The sequence below is a fragment of the Xylophilus sp. PBN-3R genome (genome assembly GCF_057747805.1).
In genome coordinates, this window is sequence record NZ_CM173225.1 from 4358780 (window position 1) to 4379024 (window position 20245).

Consider the following 20245-nt stretch of genomic DNA (forward strand, 5'->3'; position numbering starts at 1 on the left):
AGACAATCGGCGGTTTTCCGACCTTCGTCCACTGCGGCCGCACCTTGCGTGAGCCGCCACTGCGCCTGCATGGCAACCCACATCACCGCTACCGCTTCCCCAGACCCGCAGGACATCCTCCAGGACGTCTTCGGCTACGACCACTTTCGTGGTGAGCAGCAGGACATCGTCGAGCACGTGTGTTCAGGCGGCGACGCACTGGTGCTGATGCCCACGGGTGGCGGCAAGTCGTTGTGCTATCAGATCCCGGCGATCGCCCGGCAACGTGCCGGCTTCGGCATTTCCATCGTGGTGTCGCCCCTGATCGCACTGATGCACGACCAGGTCGGCGCGCTGCACGAAGCCGGGGTGTCGGCCGAATACCTCAATTCGACCCTCGACTGGAACCAGACGCTCGACATCGAGCGCCGCATGCAGCGCGGCGAGATCACCATGATCTATGCCGCGCCGGAGCGGCTGACCACACCGCGTTTCCTGGAACTGCTCGACGCCCTGAACGCGAGCGGAAAGCTGTCGCTGTTCGCCATCGACGAAGCGCATTGCGTGAGCCAGTGGGGCCACGATTTCCGCCCGGAATACCGCAGCCTGTCGATCCTTCACGAACGGTACGGCGATGTGCCGCGCATCGCGCTGACCGCCACCGCAGACGACCTGACCCGCGCCGACATCGTCGAGCGGCTCAAGCTGCAGGACGCGCGCCAGTTCGTCAGCAGTTTCGACCGGCCGAACATCCGTTATTCCATCGTCGAGAAGAAGGAACCCACCCAGCAGCTCCTGCGTTTCATCGAGCGTGAACATGCGGACGAAGCGGGTGTCGTCTATTGCCAGTCGCGCAAGCGGGTCGAGGAGCTGGCCCAGGCGCTGAACGACGCCGGCATGAACGCACTGCCCTACCACGCCGGCCTGAGCGCCGATGTGCGCCAGCGCCACCAGGACCGGTTCCTGCGCGAGGACGGTATCGTGATGTGCGCCACCATCGCCTTCGGCATGGGCATCGACAAACCCGACGTGCGGTTCGTCGCCCACGTCGACATGCCCAAGAACATCGAGGGCTACTACCAGGAAACCGGCCGCGCCGGCCGCGACGGCCAGCCAGCCGACGCCTGGATGGCCTACGGCCTGCAGGATGTGGTGAACCAGCGCCGCATGATCGACGAAAGCCCGGCCGGAGAGGAATTCAAGCAGGTGATGCGCGGCAAGCTCGACGCCCTGCTGGCGCTGGCAGAAGCCACCGATTGCCGGCGGGTGCGGCTGCTGGGTTACTTCGGCGAGCCGAGCAAACCCTGCGGCAACTGCGACAACTGCCTGAACCCGCCCGACATCTGGGAAGGCACCGACACGGCCCGCAAGCTGCTGTCGACCGTCTACTGGATCCGCAAGAACTACGGCATGGGTTTCGGCGCCGGCCACATCATGGACATCGTGCGAGGCAAACCGACCGAGAAGGTGATCCAGAAGGGCCACGAAAAACTTTCGACCTTCGGCCTGTGCGCGGATGTGTCCGAGGCCCAGCTGCGCGGCGTGCTGCGCCAGCTGATCGCGACCGGCGCGCTGGAAGTCGATGCCAACGCCTACAACACCCTGGTGCTGACCGACCTGTCGCGTGCGGTGCTGAAGGGCGAGGTGCCGGTGCGCCTGCGTCTGTCGCTCAACCCGCCGAGCAGCCGCGCACCACGCCGTGCATCCGGCAAGACCGCCGCTGTCGCAGCCACCCTGGACCACGCCGGCCAGCAACGTTTCGCCGCCCTCAAGGCCTGGCGGGCGGAGGTGGCGCGCGAGCACAACCTGCCGGCCTACGTGATCTTCCACGACGCGACGCTGGCCGCCATCGCCGAGCGCGATCCGTCGTCGCTGGACGACCTGCAGGGCATCACCGGCATCGGCGGCAAGAAACTCGAGGCGTACGGCTCCGAAGTGCTGCGGGTGACGGCTGCTGCCTGAGACCGGCAGGCTCTCATCGCAAACCCCAGGAAGCGGTTTCAAGGTGGTACCCGTCGATAGAATCTTCGGCATACCCGCCTGGAACCGCCCATGAACACGCCTGTCGACGCCTCCGACCCGAAGCCCGTGCCCGAATACGCCCAGCCGAACGACCCGATCGAGCAGGTGGTGCACCTGGTGCCCATCGTCCTGCCCATCGTCGGCGGCGTCCTCATGTTCCTGCTGGCGTTCATCGCCGTCTACATGGCCTGACCACCCTCCCGGAAGCCAGCCGAAAGCCCTGCCGGCGCTACGCGCGGCAGGGCTTTTTTTCGTTCGGAACGCTTGCATGTTTTGCACATAATTCAATGCAATTTATGCATGAAACAAAGCCGAAACTTCGTGCGCAAAAAAGGCAGCGTTCATAGAATTGTCATCTCGGGCCGTCGGAGCCCCCGTCCAAGTCGTCTTATCCCAGGCCGAAGCGCCTGCGACAAGACGATTTTTAACTTTGGAGACTCGCGATGAACGCTCCCGTCATGCACGGCCTGAACCTCAATGCGCCCGCGTACGTGCGCAATGCCAAACTGATCGCCTGGGTGGCCGACATGGTTGCCCTCTGCAAGCCGAAAGACATCTACTGGTGCGACGGCAGCGACGAGGAATACGCCCGCCTCTGCCAGCAGCTGGTCGATGCCGGCACCTTCCAGAAACTCAACCCCGCCAAGCGCCCCAACAGTTTCCTGGCGCTGTCCGACCCGTCGGACGTGGCCCGTGTCGAAGACCGCACCTACATCTGCTCCAAGGAAAAGGCCGACGCCGGCGCTACCAACAACTGGATGGAACCGTCCGAAATGCGCGCCACGCTGCAGCCGCTGTTCGACGGTTGCATGGCCGGCCGCACCATGTACGTGGTGCCTTTCTCGATGGGTCCGCTGGGTTCGCCTATCGCCCACATCGGCGTCGAACTGTCCGACAGCCCTTATGTCGCCGTCAGCATGCGCACCATGACCCGCATGGGCAAGGGCGTGTACGACGTGCTGGGCGTGGAAGGTGAATTCGTTCCCTGCCTGCACACCGTCGGCGCACCGCTGGCAGAAGGCCAGGCCGACGTGAAGTGGCCCTGCAACAAGACCAAGTACATCGTTCATTACCCTGAGACCCGCGAAATCTGGTCCTACGGTTCGGGCTACGGCGGCAACGCGCTGCTGGGCAAGAAGTGCTTCGCACTGCGCATCGCCTCGACCATGGGCCGCGACGAAGGCTGGCTGGCCGAACACATGCTGATCCTGGGCGTGACCTCGCCCGAAGGCAAGAAATACCACGTCGCTGCCGCCTTCCCGTCGGCCTGCGGCAAGACCAACTTCTCCATGCTGGTGCCGCCGGAAGGCTTCAACGGCTGGAAGGTCACCACCATCGGCGACGACATTGCCTGGATCAAGCCATCGGCCGACGGCAAGCTGTACGCCATCAACCCGGAAGCGGGTTATTTCGGCGTGGCGCCCGGCACCAACATGCTGACCAACCCGAACTGCATGCGCAGCCTCGACAAGGACGTCGTCTTCACCAATGTCGCGCTGACCGACGACGGCGACATCTGGTGGGAAGGCATGGAATACGACGCACCGGGCAAGGCACTGCCGGAACACCTGATCGACTGGCAAGGCAAGGACTGGACGCCTGAAATCGCCCGCAACACCGGCGCAAAGGCAGCCCACCCGAACTCGCGTTTCACCGTCGCCGCGACCAACAACCCGGCGCTCGACGAAGCCTGGAACGACCCGGCCGGCGTGCCGATCGACGCCTTCATCTTCGGCGGCCGCCGCTCGACCACCGTGCCGCTGGTGACCGAAGCCCGCGACTGGCTGGAAGGCGTCTACATGGCTGCCACCATGGGCTCGGAAACCACCGCCGCCGCCGCCGGCCAGCAGGGCGTGGTGCGCCGCGACCCGTTCGCCATGCTGCCATTCGCCGGCTACAACATGGGCGACTATTTCAACCACTGGATCAAGCTCGGCCAGAAGCTGGAAGCCTCCGGTGCCAAGCTGCCCAAGATCTACCAGACCAACTGGTTCCGCAAGGGTCCGGACGGCAAGTTCGTGTGGCCTGGCTACGGCGAGAACATGCGTGTCCTGGCCTGGATGATCGATCGGCTGGAAGGCAAGGAAGGTTCGCCGACCGAACACCTGACCGGCATGAGCCCGAGCTACGGCGACCTGAACTGGGAAGGCCTGGAATTCAGCCAGGACCATTTCGACATGGTCAGCCGCAGCGACGCGGCTTCGTGGAAGGAAGAACTGGCGCTGCACGAAGCCCTGTTCGAACAGATCGGCGAGCGCCTTCCGCAAGCCATGCGCGACACCAAGGCCGCGCTGGAAGCACGCCTGGCCAAGGCAGCCTGATTTACGCGCCGGAGCCCGCAAGGGCTTCCGGTGCGGGCACAAAAAAACCGCCTCGAAAGGCGGTTTTTCTCTTTCTGGCTGACTCCCTGGTCAGTAGAAGGCGACCTTGTTGGGTGCGCCCTGTTTCATCGCACGGCTGATATCGGCCATGACGCGGGCATCGGCCAGTGCCATTTCCCACAGCTGGTGGTCTTCCGAAGCGGTACGGCTGTGCTCCAGGTAGGCGGCGACACGTTGTGACAGCCGGCGCAGCGGTGCGGCAACCACGGCCTGGATGTTTTGCGCGACGTTGGCGGCACGGACGGCACCGACGTGTTGCATGGAAAAGGTGGGGTGAACAAAGGCAGTCATGGTGAACTCTCGGTAGTTACCGGACAACTCCGTCCGGCGGGATAGGGGTAATACTAGGGTTAACCCCCGTGCCACTCAACTTTATTTGGGTGATTGATATCATTCACAGCAGTGATGACCACACTCAATTTCCGCAGTCTCGACCTCAATCTCCTGCGTGTCTTCGACGAGGTGATGGCCGAACGCAGCCTCACCCGAGCCGCGCATAACCTCAACCTGACCCAGCCGGCGGTCAGCAACGCACTGCGGCGTTTACGCGACACCCTGGGCGACGAACTGGTGCGCAGGCAGGGCCAGGGCATGGAACCGACGCCCCGCGCGCTGGCCATCTGGCCGGATGTGCGTGACGCGCTCCGACAGCTTCAGCGCTCGCTGGCGCCGGAAACCTTCGACCCAGCCACGGCCGAGATGTCCTTCGTGATGGCCATGGCCGACGCCACCGCCACGGTGCTGATGCCGGGCCTGGTCAACATCCTCGAATCCGAGGCGCCCGGCATCCAGCTGCGCGCACTGCCCCTGGCGACGCGCGACCCACGCAAGCTGCTGGCCGACGAGGCGGCCGATCTGGCGGTGGGCTATTTTCCGGCCGTGCTTTCCGACCTCACCGCCCGCAGCCAGGCCGGCGAAGACCAGAGCTTCGCCTACCAGCGCCTGTATCACGGCGAATACGTCTGCGTGATGCGGCGCGGACATCCGCTGTCCGAACTGCTGGCGGAGGAATTCACCACCGAGCGTTTCTGCGCGGCCCGCCACATGCTGGTGAGTTTTTCCGGCCGGCCCTACGGTTTCATCGACGAGGCGCTGGCGCTGCTGGGCCGTCAGCGGCGGGTCACCGTCACGGTGAACCAGTTCTTCACCGCCGGCCGGGTGGTGGCGCAGTCCGACCTGCTGACCGTGCTGCCGCGCCATTTCGTCGGCGCCACCGGCCTGGCCGACCGCATCGTGTGGCGCCCCCTGCCCTTTGCCGTGCCCACGGTCCACGTCGATGCGCTGTGGCACAAACGCCAGCAGAACGCCGTCGCGCAGGAATGGCTGCGCCAGGCCGTGGTGCGGGCGGCGGAACAAGCCGGGCCGATGTAGCTCCAAAAAGCAGCCCAAGAGACCAAGATGAAACTGCAACTGCTGTCCGACCTGCACCTGGAAGTCCAACCCGACCGTGTCTTCGAACCCCTGGCAGACTCCGACCTGCTGGTGCTGGCGGGTGATGTCGGTGCCGACAAACAAGGCTCGCTGCTGCCGGCCGGCGACTTCGGCCTGACCCGCTTTTCTCCCTTGCCCCAATACGGCGCCTGGCCCAGGCCGGTGGTTTTCGTGCCGGGCAACCACGAATACGACGGCCAGGATTTCGACGCAGCCCACGACCGCCTGCGCCGCCTGTGCGACCGGCTCGGCATCGCCTGGCTGGAACGCCAGTCGTTGGTCATCGACGGCGTGCGTTTTGCCGGCACCACGCTGTGGACCGACTTCGACGCCCTGACGCCGCCCCGTGCATCGCCGGCGCAGGCCGACCAGGCACGGGGCAAGGCGCTGCGTGCGGCCGACTTCTACCTCGCCAAGACCGGCACCAGCCGCCAGGGCCAGCCGTGGCTGGGCGCCAGCGTGCGCAACCAGGCGCTGGTCTGCCAGCAGTGGCTGCGCAGCACCCTCGAACAATCGTTCGGCGGCCCCACGGTGGTGGTCACCCATTTCGCGCCCAGCCTGCGCAGCGCCGACCCGCGCTACGGCCTGGTGCCGGGCACGGCCGGTTTCTGCAACCGGCTCGACCACCTGCTGCCGCTGGCCGACGTCTGGCTGCACGGCCATCTGCACTGCCCCAGCGACTACCTGGAACAGGGTTGCCGGGTGGTGGCCAACCCGCTGGGTTATGCACACAAGGACGAGCAGAAAGGCTTCAGGCCCGATCTGCGGATCGAACTGGCCAACTGACGGTGGCACGATAATCCGGTTTTTCCCTGACTGCCGCAGCCGCGGCACCCAACGTGACAGCACCCGCAACGCCTGTGATCCTGGCCCGCGACCCGTCGTTTTCGACGCCGGAATTCCGTAGCGCCCTGGGCATGTTCGCCACCGGCGTCACCATCGTCACCGCGCGCACTGCGCAAGGCACGCTGGTGGGGCTGACCGCCAATTCATTCAACTCCGTATCGCTGGAACCGCCGCTGGTGTTGTGGAGCCTGTCGCACACCTCCAGCGCGATGACCGCCATGGCCGACGGAACGCACTACGCCATCAACGTGCTGGCAGCCGACCAGCAGGCGCTGGCCATGCAGTTCGCATCACGCGGCACCGACCGCTGGGCCGGTGTGCAGTTCACCGAAGGTGTCAGCGGTGCGCCGGTGCTGGCCGGCGCAGTGGCCACCTTCGAATGTTTCAGCCGCAGCCGTTATGTGGAAGGCGACCACACCATCTTCGTCGGTCAGGTCGAGGCCTGCCGCTACCGGGCCGGCGCCAACCCGCTGCTGTACCACGGCGGCCGGTTCTATACCGAACTGCCGCTCTGACCGACCGTCAACCGCGACCCGCCACATTCGTCGGATACGACGGATTCAACGGATTCGAATAACCGGAGACAAACACCTTGGCCGCACCGGTCGCCGCGTCATAGACATGGCGGTGCTGCCGGCCGATGTCCGCTCCGTAGGCGTGGACGCTGATCGACACCCGGTCGTCGAAGGCGTTGCGCACCACATGCAGGTCGCCGACGGTGGGCGAAACCACCGCGGTGTCGCCAGGCGCCAGTTGCACCTCCGGGCCGTCGGACACGCATGCGCCGGTTGCCAGGCGGTAATGCTGGCCGATCTCGGCGCCACGCAACATGCCGATCACGCCCCAGGTGCAATGGTCGTGGATGGGCGTCTTCTGGCCCGGTCCCCAGACGAAACTCACGACGCTGAAACGTCCGGCCGGATCGGCATGCAGCAGGTACTGCTGGTAATACTGCGGATGCGGTTTCGTGAAAGCGACGTCGAGCCAGTCGTCCTGCGCCACCAGTTGCCGCATGGCGGCGACCACGCCTTCGAGCACGTCGGCCTCGGGCGCTTCGGGCGGTGTGGTGAGACGGTCGAGTACACCGACAAAACGGGCCAGCGGCACGGGCAGTTCAGGGGCGGGAATTCCGGGCATTTCGGCTTGTCTCCAGGGTGAGGCTCGGGCCGCAAGTCTAGGCAAGACGGGGCGATGCCGCTGGAAGCTTCGGTAATATCGAACGCCCAGCCGCGCCACAGCGGCGCCCCCACGGAGTTCCAGTTTCATGTCCAGCATCACCCTGCGTTTTCTCGCGGAGCCGAGTACCGTCAACTTCGGTGGCAAGGTCCACGGCGGCACTGTCATGAAATGGATCGACGAAGCCGGTTACGCCTGCGCCACCAGCTGGTCCAAACGCTATTGCGTGACGGTGTTCCTGGGCAGCATCCGTTTCCATCGGCCGATCATGATCGGCGACCTGGTCGAGGTCGAAGCCCGCATCGCCTTCACCGGCAAGACCAGCATGAACATCTCGGTCGAAGTGCGCAGCGGCGACATGAAGAGCGGCACGATGGAAAAGACCACCGAATGCCTGATCGTCTTCGTGTCGGTCGACTCGCACGGGCGGCCGATTCCAGCGCCGGTGTTCACACCGTCCACGCCTGAAGAGGTCACGCTGGCGCAAGGGGCCAAGGCGCATCTCGATGCCTCGCGGGCGGCCCAGCAGGCCTGACGCAGTTTTCAGCCGGCTGCGTCGCGCAGCAGGTTGGCCAGCTCGACCGCCGACCGCACGTTCATCTTGTCGAACACCCGGGCGCGGTGCACTTCCACCGTCCGCACGCTGATGTCGAGCTGGTCGGCGATGAGTTTGTTGGGCAGGCCCTCGACCACCAGCCGCATCACGTCGCGTTCGCGGTCGGTCAGTTCGGTCAGCTGTTTCTGGATGCCCTGCGCCTGCTGACGCCGCGAAAGCACGGCGGCCGAATGCTCCAGCGCCTTTTCGATCCGGTCTACCAGCGCGTTGTCCGAAAACGGTTTTTCGCAGAAGTCGAAGGCACCGCGACGCACCGCATCGACCGCTGTCGGCACATCGCCGTGGCCTGTCAGGAAGATCACCGGCATGACGGTGTGCAGGCCACGCGCCACCAGGGTGTCGAACAGCGCCAGGCCGCTCATGCCGGGCATGCGCACATCCAGCAGCAGGCAGCACGGATGCGACAGCGGAGACACCGAAGCGCCGCCGTTGCCGCCGGCCTGCTGCAGCATCTGCTCGAAAGCCTCGGCACTGGCAAACGTGTCGCTCAGCAGCCGGCGTGAGCGCAGCAGCCAGGCCAGGGCGTCTCGCACCCCGGCATCGTCGTCCACGATGAAGACGGTCGCATCAAGTGCGGAAACCACGTTCGCTGTCCTTCTTGCCTTGCGGCAGGGTAAAGAAAAAGATGGTGCCTGCGCCGGGCTGCGGCGCGTGGCTCAACTGGCCGCCGTGCTGTTCGATCACGGTGCGGCACAAACTCAGGCCCAGGCCCATGCCTTCGCTCTTGGTGGTGAAGAAAGGCGTGAACAGCTGGGCGTCGACCTCGGGGGAAATGCCCGGGCCACGATCGCACACGCGAAATTCGAGCCAGTCGCCGCGGGCATCGGACGGCGCTGCCTTGGCGGCGATCTCCAGCACCCGCTGCGAAATCGCGATCTGCCCCATGGCCTGCATGCCGTTGCGCGCCAGGTTCAGCAGCACCTGTTCGACCATGGTGCGGTCGCACAGCACCGGCCGCAGCCCGGCGTCGATGCGGATGCGCACCTCCACATTGAGCTTGCGGGCCTGCAGGCCGATCAGCGGCATCACCGCATCGACCAGCGCCCGAGCCGGAATGGCCTCGCGTGCCTGGTCGCGCCGGCGCACGAAGTCGTTCACGCTGCGGATCACCCGGCCGGCGCGTTCGGCCTGTTCGCCGATGCGGGCGATGGCCGTCGAGATGTCGCGCAGCGTGCCGGCGTCCGGTGCGGCCTGGGCCTGTTCGCGCTGGTGGCCCAGCAGGTTCAGCGAACCGGTGGCATAGCTGGAGATCGCGGCCAGCGGCTGGTTGAGTTCATGACTCAGCATCGACGCCATTTCGCCGACCGTGGCCAGCCGTGCGGTGGCCTGCAGGCGTTCGGCGCTGGCGCGTGAAAGTTCTTCCACCCGCCGCTGTTCGCTCAGGTCGAGGAAGGCGCCCATCCAGCCGGTATGCAGGCCCTGCGCATTGATCAACGGGGCTTCGATGATGAGCACCGGGAACCGGGTGCCGTCGCGTTTCATGAAGATCGATTCGACACCTTCCTGCGGCGGCGGCGGTGCATCGCCCGAGATGCGGTGCGCCTGCCGGCGACGGTTCTCGTCGGCGCGTTCGGGCGGCCAGTAGGGCAGGTCGCCGTCCAGGCCCAGCAGCTCTTCGGCCTGGAAGCCCACCATCTTGCAGAACGCCGGGTTCACATAGGTGATGTGGCCCTGCAGGTCGCGCGCCCGCAGTCCGGTGACCAGCGAGTCTTCCATCGCCTTGCGGAACGCCAGCGCCTCGGCGAGGTCGTGCTCGGCCTGCAGGCGGCGCCGGTTGTCCTTGGACAGCAGCACCATCACCGACACCAGCGCGATCGACATGAAGGTGACCAGCGCGGTCAGCACGTTGGGGAACACGCTGGGAGCGCCGTGCCAGCTTTCCATGCGCAGCACCAGCGCCGCGCCGGGCAGGTCGAGCAGCTGGTGCGCCGCGAACAGCCGGGTGCCGCGCCGGGCCGAGCCGTGCAGTGCCGCCAGCCGGGTGCCGTCGGCTTCGGTGAACGAGATGTCCTGGTGGCGGATGATCTGCTGGCCGATCAGGTCGGACAGGATCTCCTGCAGCGCATAGGTCGCCACCATGTAGCCGGTGGCCTGGACACCGCGCTGCACCGGCACGCAGAGGTCGATCACTTCGAAACCCAGGCCGTCCTGCCGGCGCAGGAAGTAGCTGGGCGAATACATCGGCGTGCCGGTGCGGCGCGCGGTGGCGCAGGTCAGCGATTCCTCGGTGGTGCTGATGCGGTCGGGTTCATGCATGAGCGGCAGCGGCCGATAAGGCGTGTCGACCTCCGACACCAGCTTCAGGGCGCGGTCGCGCAACTCGACGCGGATGAGTTCGCGGCGTTCGCGCAGCAACTGCCGGGCCGCGTCGTTCCAGCTCTGCGGCTCCAGGCCGGATGCAGGTGGCGACAGGGCCTGCAGGCTCTGCAGGTCGCGCGCCAGACCCACACGGATGTCGGCCACCGCATCGCCCACGTCGCGCTCGATGCGGCTCTGCACCTGGCTGGCCTCGTAACGCCCGGCCAGCCAGACCAGGGTGATGAGCATCACCACCACCAGCGCGATCAGCACCGGCCACAACGACCATCGGCTCCAGGCGAAGGGACGCCGTGCCGGAAAGAAGACGCCCGGCTGAACGCGGGGCAATGGAAGGGTAGGCAGCTTCACGGATGCAGCCGCAATGTCACAGTCGGCGGTGCTGAAGTGCCGGCAGGCGTCCGCGAGCCGCCTTCAGTTCGGCGATGTCCAGCTCGGCGACTGCCACGCCGGCACCGTCCTGCGAACGTTCGGCCAGCGTGCTGCCCCAGGGGCCGATCAGCATCGAATGGCCCCAGGTGCGACGGCCGTTGCGGTGTTCTCCGCCCTGCGCCGCAGCGGCCACGAAGGTCAGGTTTTCGACCGCACGGGCGCGCAGCAGCAGCTCCCAGTGCGCCTGGCCGGTGACATGGGTGAAGGCCGAAGGCACCAGCAGCAGATCGCAGCCGGCGGCCGAATAGCGGCGGTACAGCTCCGGGAACCGCAGGTCGTAGCAGATCGACAGGCCCACCCGCCAGGTGTGGCCGTCACGCGAGGGCAGGTCGAACCAGGCGGGCTCGGCACCCGGGGCCAGAGTGCGGGCTTCGTCGTAGGTCTTGTCACCGTCGTCGAATCGGAACAGGTGCATCTTGTCGTAGCGCGCCACCGGCCGGCCTTCCGGGTCGTAGACCGGCAGGGCGTTCATCACCCGGGCACGGTCCCCGGTCGCGACCGGGAAGGTGCCGCCTGCGATCCAGAGGCCCAGGTCACGCGCTGCCTCGGAAAGGAAGGACTGGATGGGACCCGGCTCGGCCCAGCGCTCTTGGTGGGCCAGCTTGTCGGTGTCCTTGTGGCCGAACAGGCAGAAATACTCGGGCAGCACCGCGAGTTCGGCGCCGGCCCGGGCGGCTTCTTCCAGAAGGGTTCGGGCGGTGGTCAGGTTTTCCGCCAGGTCGGGGGCGGAGACCATCTGGAGGGTGGCTGCTTTCATGTGCGGGATTGTGCCTTCCGGCTGTTTCCCTACGAAGCAGGAACTACCGCGCCTGCTCCCGCTCGGCTCCCGTCAACGTCTCGATATGCGGATCCGTCCACCGCCCGGTGATACGGAACTCGCGGGTCGTGGCCTTGATGAGAGGTCCCCGCAACAAACCCTGCGCCAGGAAGGTGCTCAAGCCCACTACCGGGTTGACGATGGTCGCCAGCAGGGAAGCCGTGCCGACGTTGATCTCCGGCACCACCACCACCCGAAGGTTCTGCGTTTCCCGACGGATGTCGGCGTCGCCGTCCATCCGCACTTCGGCCGCAACGCCCTTCATTTCGAGGTTGTCGGTACGGGCGATGCCGTCGTCCACCCTCAGGTCGCCGCGCACATGGTCGAAGGCGAAACCCTCGCTGAAGACGTCCCGGAAATCCAGCGTCAGCCGGCGCGGCAGCGACTGCAGCGACAGCACTCCCAGCAGCTTGGCCAGGCCGGGGTCGGCCTTCAGGAACTGGCCGGTCGCCACGTCCAGGTTCAAGGCGCCGTCCATCGAGCCGTAGTCGGGGCTGAAGGGCGAACCCAGCCAGTCGACCTGGCCCTTCATGCGGCCGACGCCGCCCTGGATGACACCCTTCATGCCCAGCCGCCCCAGCAGCGCTCCCGAATCCCGCAGGTCCAGCCGGAAGTCGAGCCGGGTACGGCGTGCGGAACCCGGTGTGGGACGACCCCATCGGCCGCTGGCGGCGAAGGTAGCCTCGGGCAGGGTGAGCTGCAGTTTGTCGAGGCGCCATTCACTGTCGTGGTTGAACGCCTGGACCTCCAGCCGGCCCAGTCGCCGGTCCTTGAGCTGAAAGTCGTCGACCACGATGTCCAGCGCCGGCATCGGGCTGGCGGCCGCAGGCTCGGCAGGCGTGCCATGGCTGGCGCCGTCGGTGAGTTTCTCGACGTCCTGGCCGGCCGTGGCGGGTACCTGCAGCCGTGCCAGCCGGGCGTACACACGTGCCGGCGTTGCGCCCACCGACTGGCGGTATTCGACATGGCCGCCCAGTTCCTGCGCGTCGACATCGGCCTTCCAGAGGCCGCTCTTGTGCGATCCGTCCATCACCACCTTGTGCAGCGTTCGGCCGCTGGCGACCACGCGGTCGGCTTGCAGGGCCAGGGTGTCGGGCAGGTAGTCGGCCGATTCGGAACGCTGCGGTGCGGCGGATGCGGGTGTACCGGCCGGAGCCGGAGCGGCCTCGGCGATTTTGGTCAGCACCGAACGCCAGGCATCCACATCCAGCTCCTCTAGCCGCACCCCGGCGGTCACGCCGTCGTCCGGCAGCGGCGACGTTTCGGTGGCGCCGGCACCCACGTCCAGCCGGCCAGCCACCACACGCGGCGAGGCGCCCCCCAGGTCCCGCAGGAAACGCACCGCCACCACCTTGCCGATCGTCAGGTCGAGCTGATCCTGCAGGGCGGTCTCGGGTTTGCGGGGCAGCAGGCGGGTCTGGAATTCGAGCGGCAGGCTGGTCTCGGCGGCTTTGCCCAGAGGCGCCGGAAAGTCGATGCCCAGGCCCTGCAGGTTGCTGCTGACCTGCACTTCCGGATGGCCGTCGGCGACGTTGATCGCCACGCTGTAGCTGGTGCCGCCGCTGGCGGCTTCCGCCAGGCGCGCGGCGGCACCGATCTCGGGCGACTGGCGCAGGCCTTCGGCGGTGAGCGTGCCCTGCGCCTTGAGGTTGAGCACATGGCCGGCCGGGGCCGTGGCGCCGGCGGCCGCGACGGCGGGTTTCAACCCGCCTTCCACCCGGATTTCACCGCCCAGCATGCGTGCCTGGGTGCCGTTGAGCGAAAAACCGGATTCGGTGAAGGCCACGGTGCCGCGCGCCTGGCCCAGCAGCGGCGTCGCGGGCGTGATGCGCAGGTCGTTGCCCGAAAGCGTCACGCCGCCGCGCACCGTGCTCTTGTGAAGTTCGGCCAGCGGCAGCGAAAGCCCCAGTTGCAGGTCGGCCGAACCGTTGGCGGTGGCCTTGGCCAGCACATGGTTGGTCAGGCCGGCGAGCGGCGCGGCGTCGACGATGCCCAGCATTTCGCCCAGCGGCCCGCGTGCCCTCGCCTGCACCTCGACCACCGCATGCGCGAGGTTGGCGATACGGGCATCGGCTCGCAGCACCTGCACTTCACCGGCCCGCAGCGGCGGCGTGGCGGCGGTGCGCGGCGCAGGCGCATCGACGCCGCGTGCGCCGGTCTCGTGCATCGAGTCGGGTGATTCCAGCAGGCCGCGGGCATTGCGGATCTCCATGCCGCGGCCCTCGAACAGCAACTCGCCGTCGAGCCTGACCAGCGCCGGCCAGGGCAAGGCGCCGACCGGCTCGACTTCCGGCGGCGCATAGGCGTAGGTGACGCCCCGCAACTGGGCGCCGATGTGGAAGCGGCCCTGTTTCGGATCTTCAAAAGGCATGTGGCGCAGATCGCCGCGCACCTCGAACTGCGCCGATGTGGCGACACCCGCGCTGATGGCGTCACGCACGTAATGCCGGACCTCGGGGCCGATGCTCTGCGGCAGGTAGCGGAACACCCGCGTGCCGTCGGCACGGGTCAGGTTGCCGCCCAGGTCGAGCACGCCGGGCAGGCGCAGGTTGGCGTCGCCTTCCTCGTGGGTATGCCAGTCGGCGTGCACCTGGCCGGCGGCATCGCGGTTGGCGAACGTGGCCCTGGGCACCTGAACGGCCAGCCGGCCGTCGGTGCCGACCTGCCAGCGCACGTCGGCCTGCAGGGTGTCGACCGGTATCACCGGTTCCTCGAAGACGCCGGGGAAGTCGAGCGCGCCGTCGGCCATCGCCAGTTTCGCGGTGCCGCCGCCTTCGCTGAGATCGAAGTCGACGTCGGCGCCCCGCACACCCGGCCGGCCGAGCGGCGGATGCACATGGCGATGACCCTTGGGATCCTGCGCCCGCATCGCCGCCTCGACCGCAGCCGCCGCGGCCAGCCGGCTGGCGTCCGGCTGCTTGGATGCGACCGTCAGGCCGGTGACACGGCCCCGCGCCCGGTAGCGCGGCGCGGTGCCGGGCGCGGCATCGTCCCATTGGGCGGTCACGGATTCGACCAGGCCTTGCGGCGCCCGCTCTACCAGCGTGCGCTGCAGGCTGTCGGGCAGTGGCAAGCCGCGCCCCAGGGCGGCCAGTGCGCCCAGGTCGAGCTTGTCGGCCTTCAATTCATTGCGGGCGGGCTGCTCCCCGGCGGCGTTGCGATGGCGCAGCGAAAGATTGCCGCCCGGCCAGACGAAACCGTCGTCCCGGGTGAAGGCCAGGTTCTGCGTGGCGACATCGAAACCGTTGTCGTCCCGATGACCGGTGAGGCGGACGCCGAACTGCTTCAGCGCCAGGCCGTCTGGCGCCCGGGCAAAACGCAGGTCGAGCTCGGACAGCGCCAGATCGACGGTGGCCGCCGCGATGGAACCGTTGGCCAGGTCGCCCCAGGCCCGCATGCGTCCGAAGCCGTCGGCGTGTTCCAGGCCGTGTTCTCCCGGTTCGCCGACCAGCGCCAGCAGCGGCGCGAAGGCCACTCGCGGCAGGTCGGCATACAGCGGGCCGCTCCAGTCGCGCCACTGGCCGGGCCGCAGCGACAGCAGCGGCTGGCTGAACTGCCCGATGGCGGTGACACGTTCGCCGCGCCCGGTCGGCGGCGTTGCCTGCAGGCGCATCGCGTGGCGCCACGGTCCGTTGCGCAGCAGCAGGTCGACGTCGGTCAGGACCACCGGGTCGGCGGAGGCCTGTTCGTCGGTCCATCGCACGGTGGCGTTGTTGACGACCAGCTCGGGCTGGGCGAACAGCCAGTCCGCACCCCGGCTGCCGTCGTGGCCGGTGGCCCGCAACCACTGGCCGGCCACGAACAGCCGGCCGTCGGCCGCGCGGCGGACATCCAGCTCGGGCGCTTCGAGGTACAGCTGCTCGAAACCCAGGTGCAGCAACGACCGGGGCGACAACGCGGCCACCACCAGCGGCAGACGCAATGCGGTGCGGCCTTCGGCATCGGACAGGGTGACGTCGGACAGGGCGATGGTCGGCACCCAGCCACCGGAACGCGCCTGGATGCTGCCGATGTGCACCGGCGCCCCCAGCGCTCGCGTGGCTTCCGCCTCGATGCGGGGACGGAAATCGGCGATTCGCGGCACAATCCAGCCGTGCAGCGCGCCCCAGGCGGCCGCCAGACACAGCCAGGCGGCCAATAACGACCAGAAGAACCCGCTCGCCACGGCAGCAGTTGCCTTCAAGGCCCGCGAGGGATTCTTCTTATTCGTTTTCGGTTCGGTCATGTTGGGGGCAAACGCTCTGCATGTCAGAACCGGTTTTTGGACACATTCGTCGTCAAAAAGTGCATGGCATGTCCGCAGGAATTATGACCGCCACACCCGGAGCCCCTGGTTCGCCGGAACATGCTGTTTCGCCTGCGCCGGGTGACCTGGCCGGCCACTCCCGTTTTGTGCAGCGTCTGCGGCGACGTTATGCCGACCAACTGCCCCTGCTGCCGGCCGGCCCGCCGATGCGCGCAGGCATGGCCGAAGCCCTGACCGCCCTGCGTGCCCAGGGCCTGGACACTGGCGCCGCCCTGCGGGTGTTGCGCCAGCTGGTGATGGAACGCCTGGCCACGCTGGACTGCGACCAGCAGGCGCCGCTGGCAGTGGTCACCCGCGGTGTGACCGAACTCGCCGAACTGGCGCTCGACGAAGCCTGCAGGGACGCCTTCGCAACCCTGGACGAACGCCACGGCATCCCCACCAACCCGGACGGCAGCCGCTGCGAGTTCTGGGTGGTCGGCATGGGCAAGCTCGGCGGGCGTGAGCTCAATGTGTCGAGCGACATCGACCTGATCTACCTTTACGAGGCGGACGGCGAGACTTCCGGCAACGCCGACGGGCGCGGCCGCACCTCGCATCACGAATACTTTTCGGCGGTGGTGCGCACCGTGTCGCAACTGGTCGGCGACGTCACCGAACACGGTTTCGTGTTCCGTATCGACCTGATGCTGCGGCCCAACGGCAACTCCGGCCCGGCGGCGGTTTCGCTCGCCGCGCTCGAGGAATATTTCGTGGTGCAGGGCCGCGAGTGGGAACGTTTCGCCTGGCTCAAGAGCCGTGTGGTGGCGCCCCACAGCACCCTGGCCGGCAGCGCCGTGCTGGGACTGCGATCGGTGGTACTGCCTTTCGTCTTCAGGCGTTATCTCGACTACAGCGTGTTCGACGCGCTGCGCAGCCTGCACCGCCAGATCCGCGAACACGCCACCCGCCGCAGCGCCGGCAAACCCGAACGCGCCAACGACGTCAAGCTGTCGCGCGGCGGCATCCGCGAGATCGAATTCACCGTGCAGCTGCTGCAGGTGGTGCGCGGCGGCCAGTTCCCGGAACTGCGCCACCGCAGCACGCTCGAAGCCCTGCACCGCCTGACCCACGCCGGACTGATGGCGGAGGAAACCGCCGCCGCCCTGGCCGAGGCCTACACCTTCCTGCGCCGCGTCGAACACCGCATCCAGTACCTGGACGACCAGCAGACCCATGCCATGCCGACGGCCGACGGCGACCAGGAATGGATCGCCGCCAGCATGGGTTATCCGGCGTTGTGCCCTTTCCTGCACGACCTCGACTCGCACCGCGAACGGGTGGCCCAGGAGTTCGACACGCTGCTCGGCGGCAATGCGGGCGGTGGCGGATGCAACGGCAAGGGCAGCTGCGGCCGCGCCGCCAACACGCCGCCGGACTTCGATACGCTGGTTGAGCGCCTGCCCGATCAGCTGCGTGCGCGGGTGCTCGAATGGCGTGACCACCCGCGCCTGAACGCACTTCGCGACGAAGACCGCAACCGGCTGCTGCGCCTGTTGCAGCGCACCGCGCAATGGTTGTCCGAAGGCTCGGTGACCGAGGCTTCGGCCGTGCTGATGGTCACCTGGATCGAACCGCTGCTGCGCCGCCAGAACTACCTCGCGCTGCTGATCGAGCGACCCGCGGTGCACCGCAGGCTGCTGCAGCTGCTGGGTGCGGCCAGGTGGCCGGCGCGTTATCTCACGCAGCACCCGGGTGTCATCGACGAACTGGCCGGGCCTTCGTTGCTGGCGGAGCGTTTCAGCGCCGTCGAATACGAGGACGAGCTCGAGCGCCGCCTGGCCTCGGTCAGCCGCACGGCTGAAGACGACGACGAGACCCTGCTCAACCTGCTGCGCCGCGCCCACCACGCCGAAGTGTTCCGCACCCTGGCGCGCGACATCGAGGGGGTGATCGGCGTCGAACAGGTGGCCGACGACCTGAGCGCGCTGGCCGATGCCACCCTGCGCATCACTGCGCGCTGGTGCTGGCAGCGCCTGAAGGGCCGGCACCGGGACGCCGCCGAACCGCCCTTCGCCATCATCGGCTACGGCAAGCTGGGCGGCAAGGAGCTCGGCTACGGCAGCGATCTGGACATCGTGTTCGTCTACGAAGACGAGGACGAGCGCGCTCCCGAGGTGTATGCCGCCTTCGTGCGCAAGCTGATCAACTGGCTGACGGTGAAGACCGGCGAAGGCGACATCTACGAGATCGACACCGCCCTGCGGCCCAACGGAAGTTCGGGCCTGCTGGTGACCAGCTTCGACGCCTATGCCAAATACCAGGAACGGCGCGGCAGCAATACCGCCTGGACCTGGGAACACCAGGCCATGACCCGCGCACGCTGCGTGCTGGCGCCGCGGGCCGCTGAAGGGGGCGTCGACCTGCGGGCACGGTTCGACGCGGTTCGCGAAGCCGTCATCACCGCGCCGCGCGATGCCGCCGCCCTGCGCGCCGAGATCGTCGCCATGCGCGAGAAGGTGCGCACCGCCCACCCGATCAAACCCGACCGCTTCGACGTAAAACACAGTCGCGGCGGCATGGTCGACGCGGAATTCGCGGTGCAGTACCTGGTACTTTCGGCGTCCGGCCAGTACCCCGGCTTGTGCGCCAACGTCGGCAACATCGCCCTGCTGCAACGAGCCGAAGCGGTGGGCCTGCTGCCCGAAGGTGTGGGCCGCCGCGCCGCCGATGCCTACCGCGACCTGCGCCGCGAACAGCACCGCGCCCGGCTCAACGAAGAAACCACGCAGATCGCCATGGACGCGATGGCGGCCGACCGCGACGCCATCGAGGCGCTGTGGAGCGCGGTCTTTGGCTGAACATCCGTCGCGTGTGCTGATGGTCGTCCTGGCGACCGTCGCCGCGCTGCTGGGCGGTTGCGCCAGCGGCCCCAAGGGCGGCGGCATCCTGGCCCGCCCCGGCCGCGACGGCGCCGATGCCAACCCTCCCGCCAACCTGGCGCAGGTGCCGGACGCAGAACCGCGCAACGAGACCATCCGCAGCGGCGGCCCCAACAAGCCCTATGCCGTGCTGGGCCGCAGCTACACACCGATGGACGCGTCCGCCAGCTACAGCGAAAGCGGGCTGGCTTCCTGGTACGGCCGCAAGTTCCACGGCGCCTCGACCTCCAGCGGCGAGCCGTACGACATGTACGCGATGACCGCCGCACATCCCACGCTGCCGATCCCCAGTTACGTGCGGGTGCGCAATCCGGCCAACGGCCGAGAGGTGATCCTGCGGGTGAACGACCGCGGCCCCTTCCATGACGGCCGCATCATCGACCTGAGCTACACCGCCGCCTTCAAGCTCGACCTGCTGCGCGGCGTCGCGCCGGTCGAGGTGGAACGCATCACGCCGATGCAGATCGCCTCCGGCCAATGGCGGCGCGGCAACACGGCGCCGGACGCGACGGGGATCGCACAGGCGGCGCCGCTCGTGCAGGTGCCCGCCGCAGCGGTTTCGATGACGGTCTACACACCGGCGGCCGCCATGCCTTCGGCCGAGCCTGCCGTGCCCGAATACGCGGCCGTTCCGCTGAACGTGCGCCAGCGCAGTGCCGACCAGGACCGGGCCGAACCACCGCCGCGCAGTGTCGTCGTCACCACCCTGCCCGCGCTACCGCCGCTGGCACCGCCGACGCCTGCGACTCCGGCCGTTGCCGACATGGCGACGCCTGCAGCGGCTGCCGCGGGCGGCTTCTGGGTGCAGCTCGGTGCCTTCGGCCGTCCCGAAGGCGCTGCCGCATTGCAGCGCCGGGCCGCCGGCGCCGCCGCCGAAATCCAGGTGACCGTGTTGCAGGACGGCAGCCTCGCCCGCGTGCAGGCCGGCCCCTTTGCCAGCCGCGACGCCGCCCGTGAAGCCGCCCAGCGCCTGGGCGACAGCCTGCAGCTTTCGCCGGTGGTGGTCGAACGCCGTTGAGAATCGGTCGCAACCATGATTGCGGCGGGGCCATAAACATATGG

At 67.7% G+C, this 20245-nt stretch carries 15 protein-coding genes; 9 read left to right on the plus strand and 6 right to left on the minus strand.

All coding sequences use genetic code 11. The annotated features are described in order from the left end of the window. Positions 1 to 69 precede the first annotated feature (69 nt). The 3 genes from recQ to AC3ANW_RS20805 all read left to right on the plus strand — a co-directional run bounded on the left by recQ (position 70) and on the right by AC3ANW_RS20805 (position 4322). Positions 70 to 1941, plus strand: a complete 1872-nt coding sequence (gene recQ, locus AC3ANW_RS20795) for a DNA helicase RecQ (RefSeq protein WP_488342726.1) — start codon at positions 70 to 72, stop codon at positions 1939 to 1941. Between the two features lie 90 nt (positions 1942 to 2031). Then, positions 2032 to 2193 (plus strand): hypothetical protein, encoded by a 162-nt coding sequence (locus AC3ANW_RS20800; protein WP_488342727.1) that lies wholly within the window; start codon positions 2032 to 2034, stop codon positions 2191 to 2193. 251 nt (positions 2194 to 2444) lie between these two features. After that, positions 2445 to 4322 carry a phosphoenolpyruvate carboxykinase (GTP) gene (locus tag AC3ANW_RS20805; protein WP_488342728.1) on the plus strand — a complete coding sequence of 626 codons (1878 nt, stop codon included), beginning with the start codon at positions 2445 to 2447 and terminating at the stop codon, positions 4320 to 4322. A gap of 90 nt (positions 4323 to 4412) precedes the next feature. On the opposite strand, the gene AC3ANW_RS20810 is transcribed toward AC3ANW_RS20805, so the two are convergent. Beyond that, positions 4413 to 4673 carry a hypothetical protein gene (locus AC3ANW_RS20810; RefSeq protein ID WP_488342729.1) on the minus strand — a complete coding sequence of 87 codons (261 nt, stop codon included), beginning with the start codon at positions 4671 to 4673 and terminating at the stop codon, positions 4413 to 4415. Positions 4674 to 4787: 114 nt separating this feature from the next. Here AC3ANW_RS20810 and AC3ANW_RS20815 point away from each other — a divergent pair, with 114 nt between their 5' ends. The 3 genes from AC3ANW_RS20815 to AC3ANW_RS20825 all read left to right on the plus strand — a co-directional run bounded on the left by AC3ANW_RS20815 (position 4788) and on the right by AC3ANW_RS20825 (position 7174). Beyond that, entirely contained in the window at positions 4788 to 5753 is a 966-nt protein-coding gene (locus AC3ANW_RS20815) for a LysR family transcriptional regulator (protein ID WP_488342730.1), read from the plus strand. A gap of 27 nt (positions 5754 to 5780) precedes the next feature. After that, positions 5781 to 6599, plus strand: coding sequence for a metallophosphoesterase (locus AC3ANW_RS20820; protein WP_488342731.1), 819 nt, complete (start codon positions 5781 to 5783; stop codon positions 6597 to 6599). 131 nt (positions 6600 to 6730) lie between these two features. Beyond that, positions 6731 to 7174: a flavin reductase family protein gene (locus AC3ANW_RS20825; protein WP_488345476.1), complete on the plus strand. Its 444-nt coding sequence runs from the start codon at positions 6731 to 6733 to the stop codon at positions 7172 to 7174. Positions 7175 to 7181: 7 nt separating this feature from the next. Here AC3ANW_RS20825 and AC3ANW_RS20830 read toward each other — a convergent pair whose 3' ends face one another. Then, a complete protein-coding gene (locus AC3ANW_RS20830; RefSeq protein ID WP_488342732.1) occupies positions 7182 to 7796 on the minus strand; it encodes a cysteine dioxygenase family protein in 615 nt (204 codons plus the stop codon). A 127-nt stretch (positions 7797 to 7923) separates the two neighbouring features. Here AC3ANW_RS20830 and AC3ANW_RS20835 point away from each other — a divergent pair, with 127 nt between their 5' ends. Next, entirely contained in the window at positions 7924 to 8370 is a 447-nt protein-coding gene (locus AC3ANW_RS20835; protein WP_488342733.1) for an acyl-CoA thioesterase, read from the plus strand. A gap of 8 nt (positions 8371 to 8378) precedes the next feature. Here the strand turns inward: AC3ANW_RS20835 and AC3ANW_RS20840 are convergent, their stop codons facing one another. From AC3ANW_RS20840 to AC3ANW_RS20855, 4 genes are read right to left on the minus strand one after another with little or no spacing between them, the layout of a single operon-like run. Beyond that, positions 8379 to 9035, minus strand: coding sequence for a response regulator transcription factor (locus AC3ANW_RS20840; RefSeq protein WP_488342734.1), 657 nt, complete (start codon positions 9033 to 9035; stop codon positions 8379 to 8381). Then, on the minus strand, positions 9019 to 11097 hold the full coding sequence (locus tag AC3ANW_RS20845; RefSeq protein ID WP_488345477.1) for a two-component system sensor histidine kinase NtrB: 2079 nt from the start codon (positions 11095 to 11097) through the stop codon (positions 9019 to 9021). Before AC3ANW_RS20845 ends, AC3ANW_RS20840 begins: the two co-directional genes overlap by 17 nt. A 37-nt stretch (positions 11098 to 11134) precedes the next feature. Continuing rightward, entirely contained in the window at positions 11135 to 11956 is an 822-nt protein-coding gene (locus tag AC3ANW_RS20850; protein ID WP_488342735.1) for a carbon-nitrogen hydrolase family protein, read from the minus strand. Between the two features lie 43 nt (positions 11957 to 11999). Next, positions 12000 to 16241: a YhdP family protein gene (locus tag AC3ANW_RS20855; RefSeq protein ID WP_488342736.1), complete on the minus strand. Its 4242-nt coding sequence runs from the start codon at positions 16239 to 16241 to the stop codon at positions 12000 to 12002. 68 nt (positions 16242 to 16309) lie between these two features. Here AC3ANW_RS20855 and glnE point away from each other — a divergent pair, with 68 nt between their 5' ends. Next, a complete protein-coding gene (gene glnE, locus AC3ANW_RS20860) occupies positions 16310 to 19102 on the plus strand; it encodes a bifunctional [glutamate--ammonia ligase]-adenylyl-L-tyrosine phosphorylase/[glutamate--ammonia-ligase] adenylyltransferase (RefSeq protein WP_488342737.1) in 2793 nt (930 codons plus the stop codon). Beyond that, the gene (locus tag AC3ANW_RS20865) at positions 19095 to 20201 is read left to right on the plus strand and encodes a septal ring lytic transglycosylase RlpA family protein (RefSeq protein WP_488342738.1); all 1107 of its coding nucleotides are present in this window, start codon (positions 19095 to 19097) and stop codon (positions 20199 to 20201) included. The genes glnE and AC3ANW_RS20865 overlap by 8 nt, the downstream gene beginning before the upstream one ends. Positions 20202 to 20245: the final 44 nt, after the last annotated feature.

Bases quoted from the DNA above. Each gene is read 5' to 3' on its own strand.
- recQ (WP_488342726.1), top strand. From the start codon at position 70: ATGGCAACCCACATCACCGCTACCGCTTCCCCAGACCCGCAGGACATC.
- AC3ANW_RS20800 (WP_488342727.1), top strand. From the start codon at position 2,032: ATGAACACGCCTGTCGACGCCTCCGACCCGAAGCCCGTGCCCGAATAC.
- AC3ANW_RS20805 (WP_488342728.1), top strand. From the start codon at position 2,445: ATGAACGCTCCCGTCATGCACGGCCTGAACCTCAATGCGCCCGCGTAC.
- AC3ANW_RS20810 (WP_488342729.1), bottom strand. From the start codon at position 4,673: ATGACTGCCTTTGTTCACCCCACCTTTTCCATGCAACACGTCGGTGCC.
- AC3ANW_RS20815 (WP_488342730.1), top strand. From the start codon at position 4,788: ATGACCACACTCAATTTCCGCAGTCTCGACCTCAATCTCCTGCGTGTC.
- AC3ANW_RS20820 (WP_488342731.1), top strand. From the start codon at position 5,781: ATGAAACTGCAACTGCTGTCCGACCTGCACCTGGAAGTCCAACCCGAC.
- AC3ANW_RS20825 (WP_488345476.1), top strand. From the start codon at position 6,731: ATGTTCGCCACCGGCGTCACCATCGTCACCGCGCGCACTGCGCAAGGC.
- AC3ANW_RS20830 (WP_488342732.1), bottom strand. From the start codon at position 7,796: ATGCCCGGAATTCCCGCCCCTGAACTGCCCGTGCCGCTGGCCCGTTTT.
- AC3ANW_RS20835 (WP_488342733.1), top strand. From the start codon at position 7,924: ATGTCCAGCATCACCCTGCGTTTTCTCGCGGAGCCGAGTACCGTCAAC.
- AC3ANW_RS20850 (WP_488342735.1), bottom strand. From the start codon at position 11,956: ATGAAAGCAGCCACCCTCCAGATGGTCTCCGCCCCCGACCTGGCGGAA.
- AC3ANW_RS20855 (WP_488342736.1), bottom strand. From the start codon at position 16,241: ATGACCGAACCGAAAACGAATAAGAAGAATCCCTCGCGGGCCTTGAAG.
- glnE (WP_488342737.1), top strand. From the start codon at position 16,310: ATGTCCGCAGGAATTATGACCGCCACACCCGGAGCCCCTGGTTCGCCG.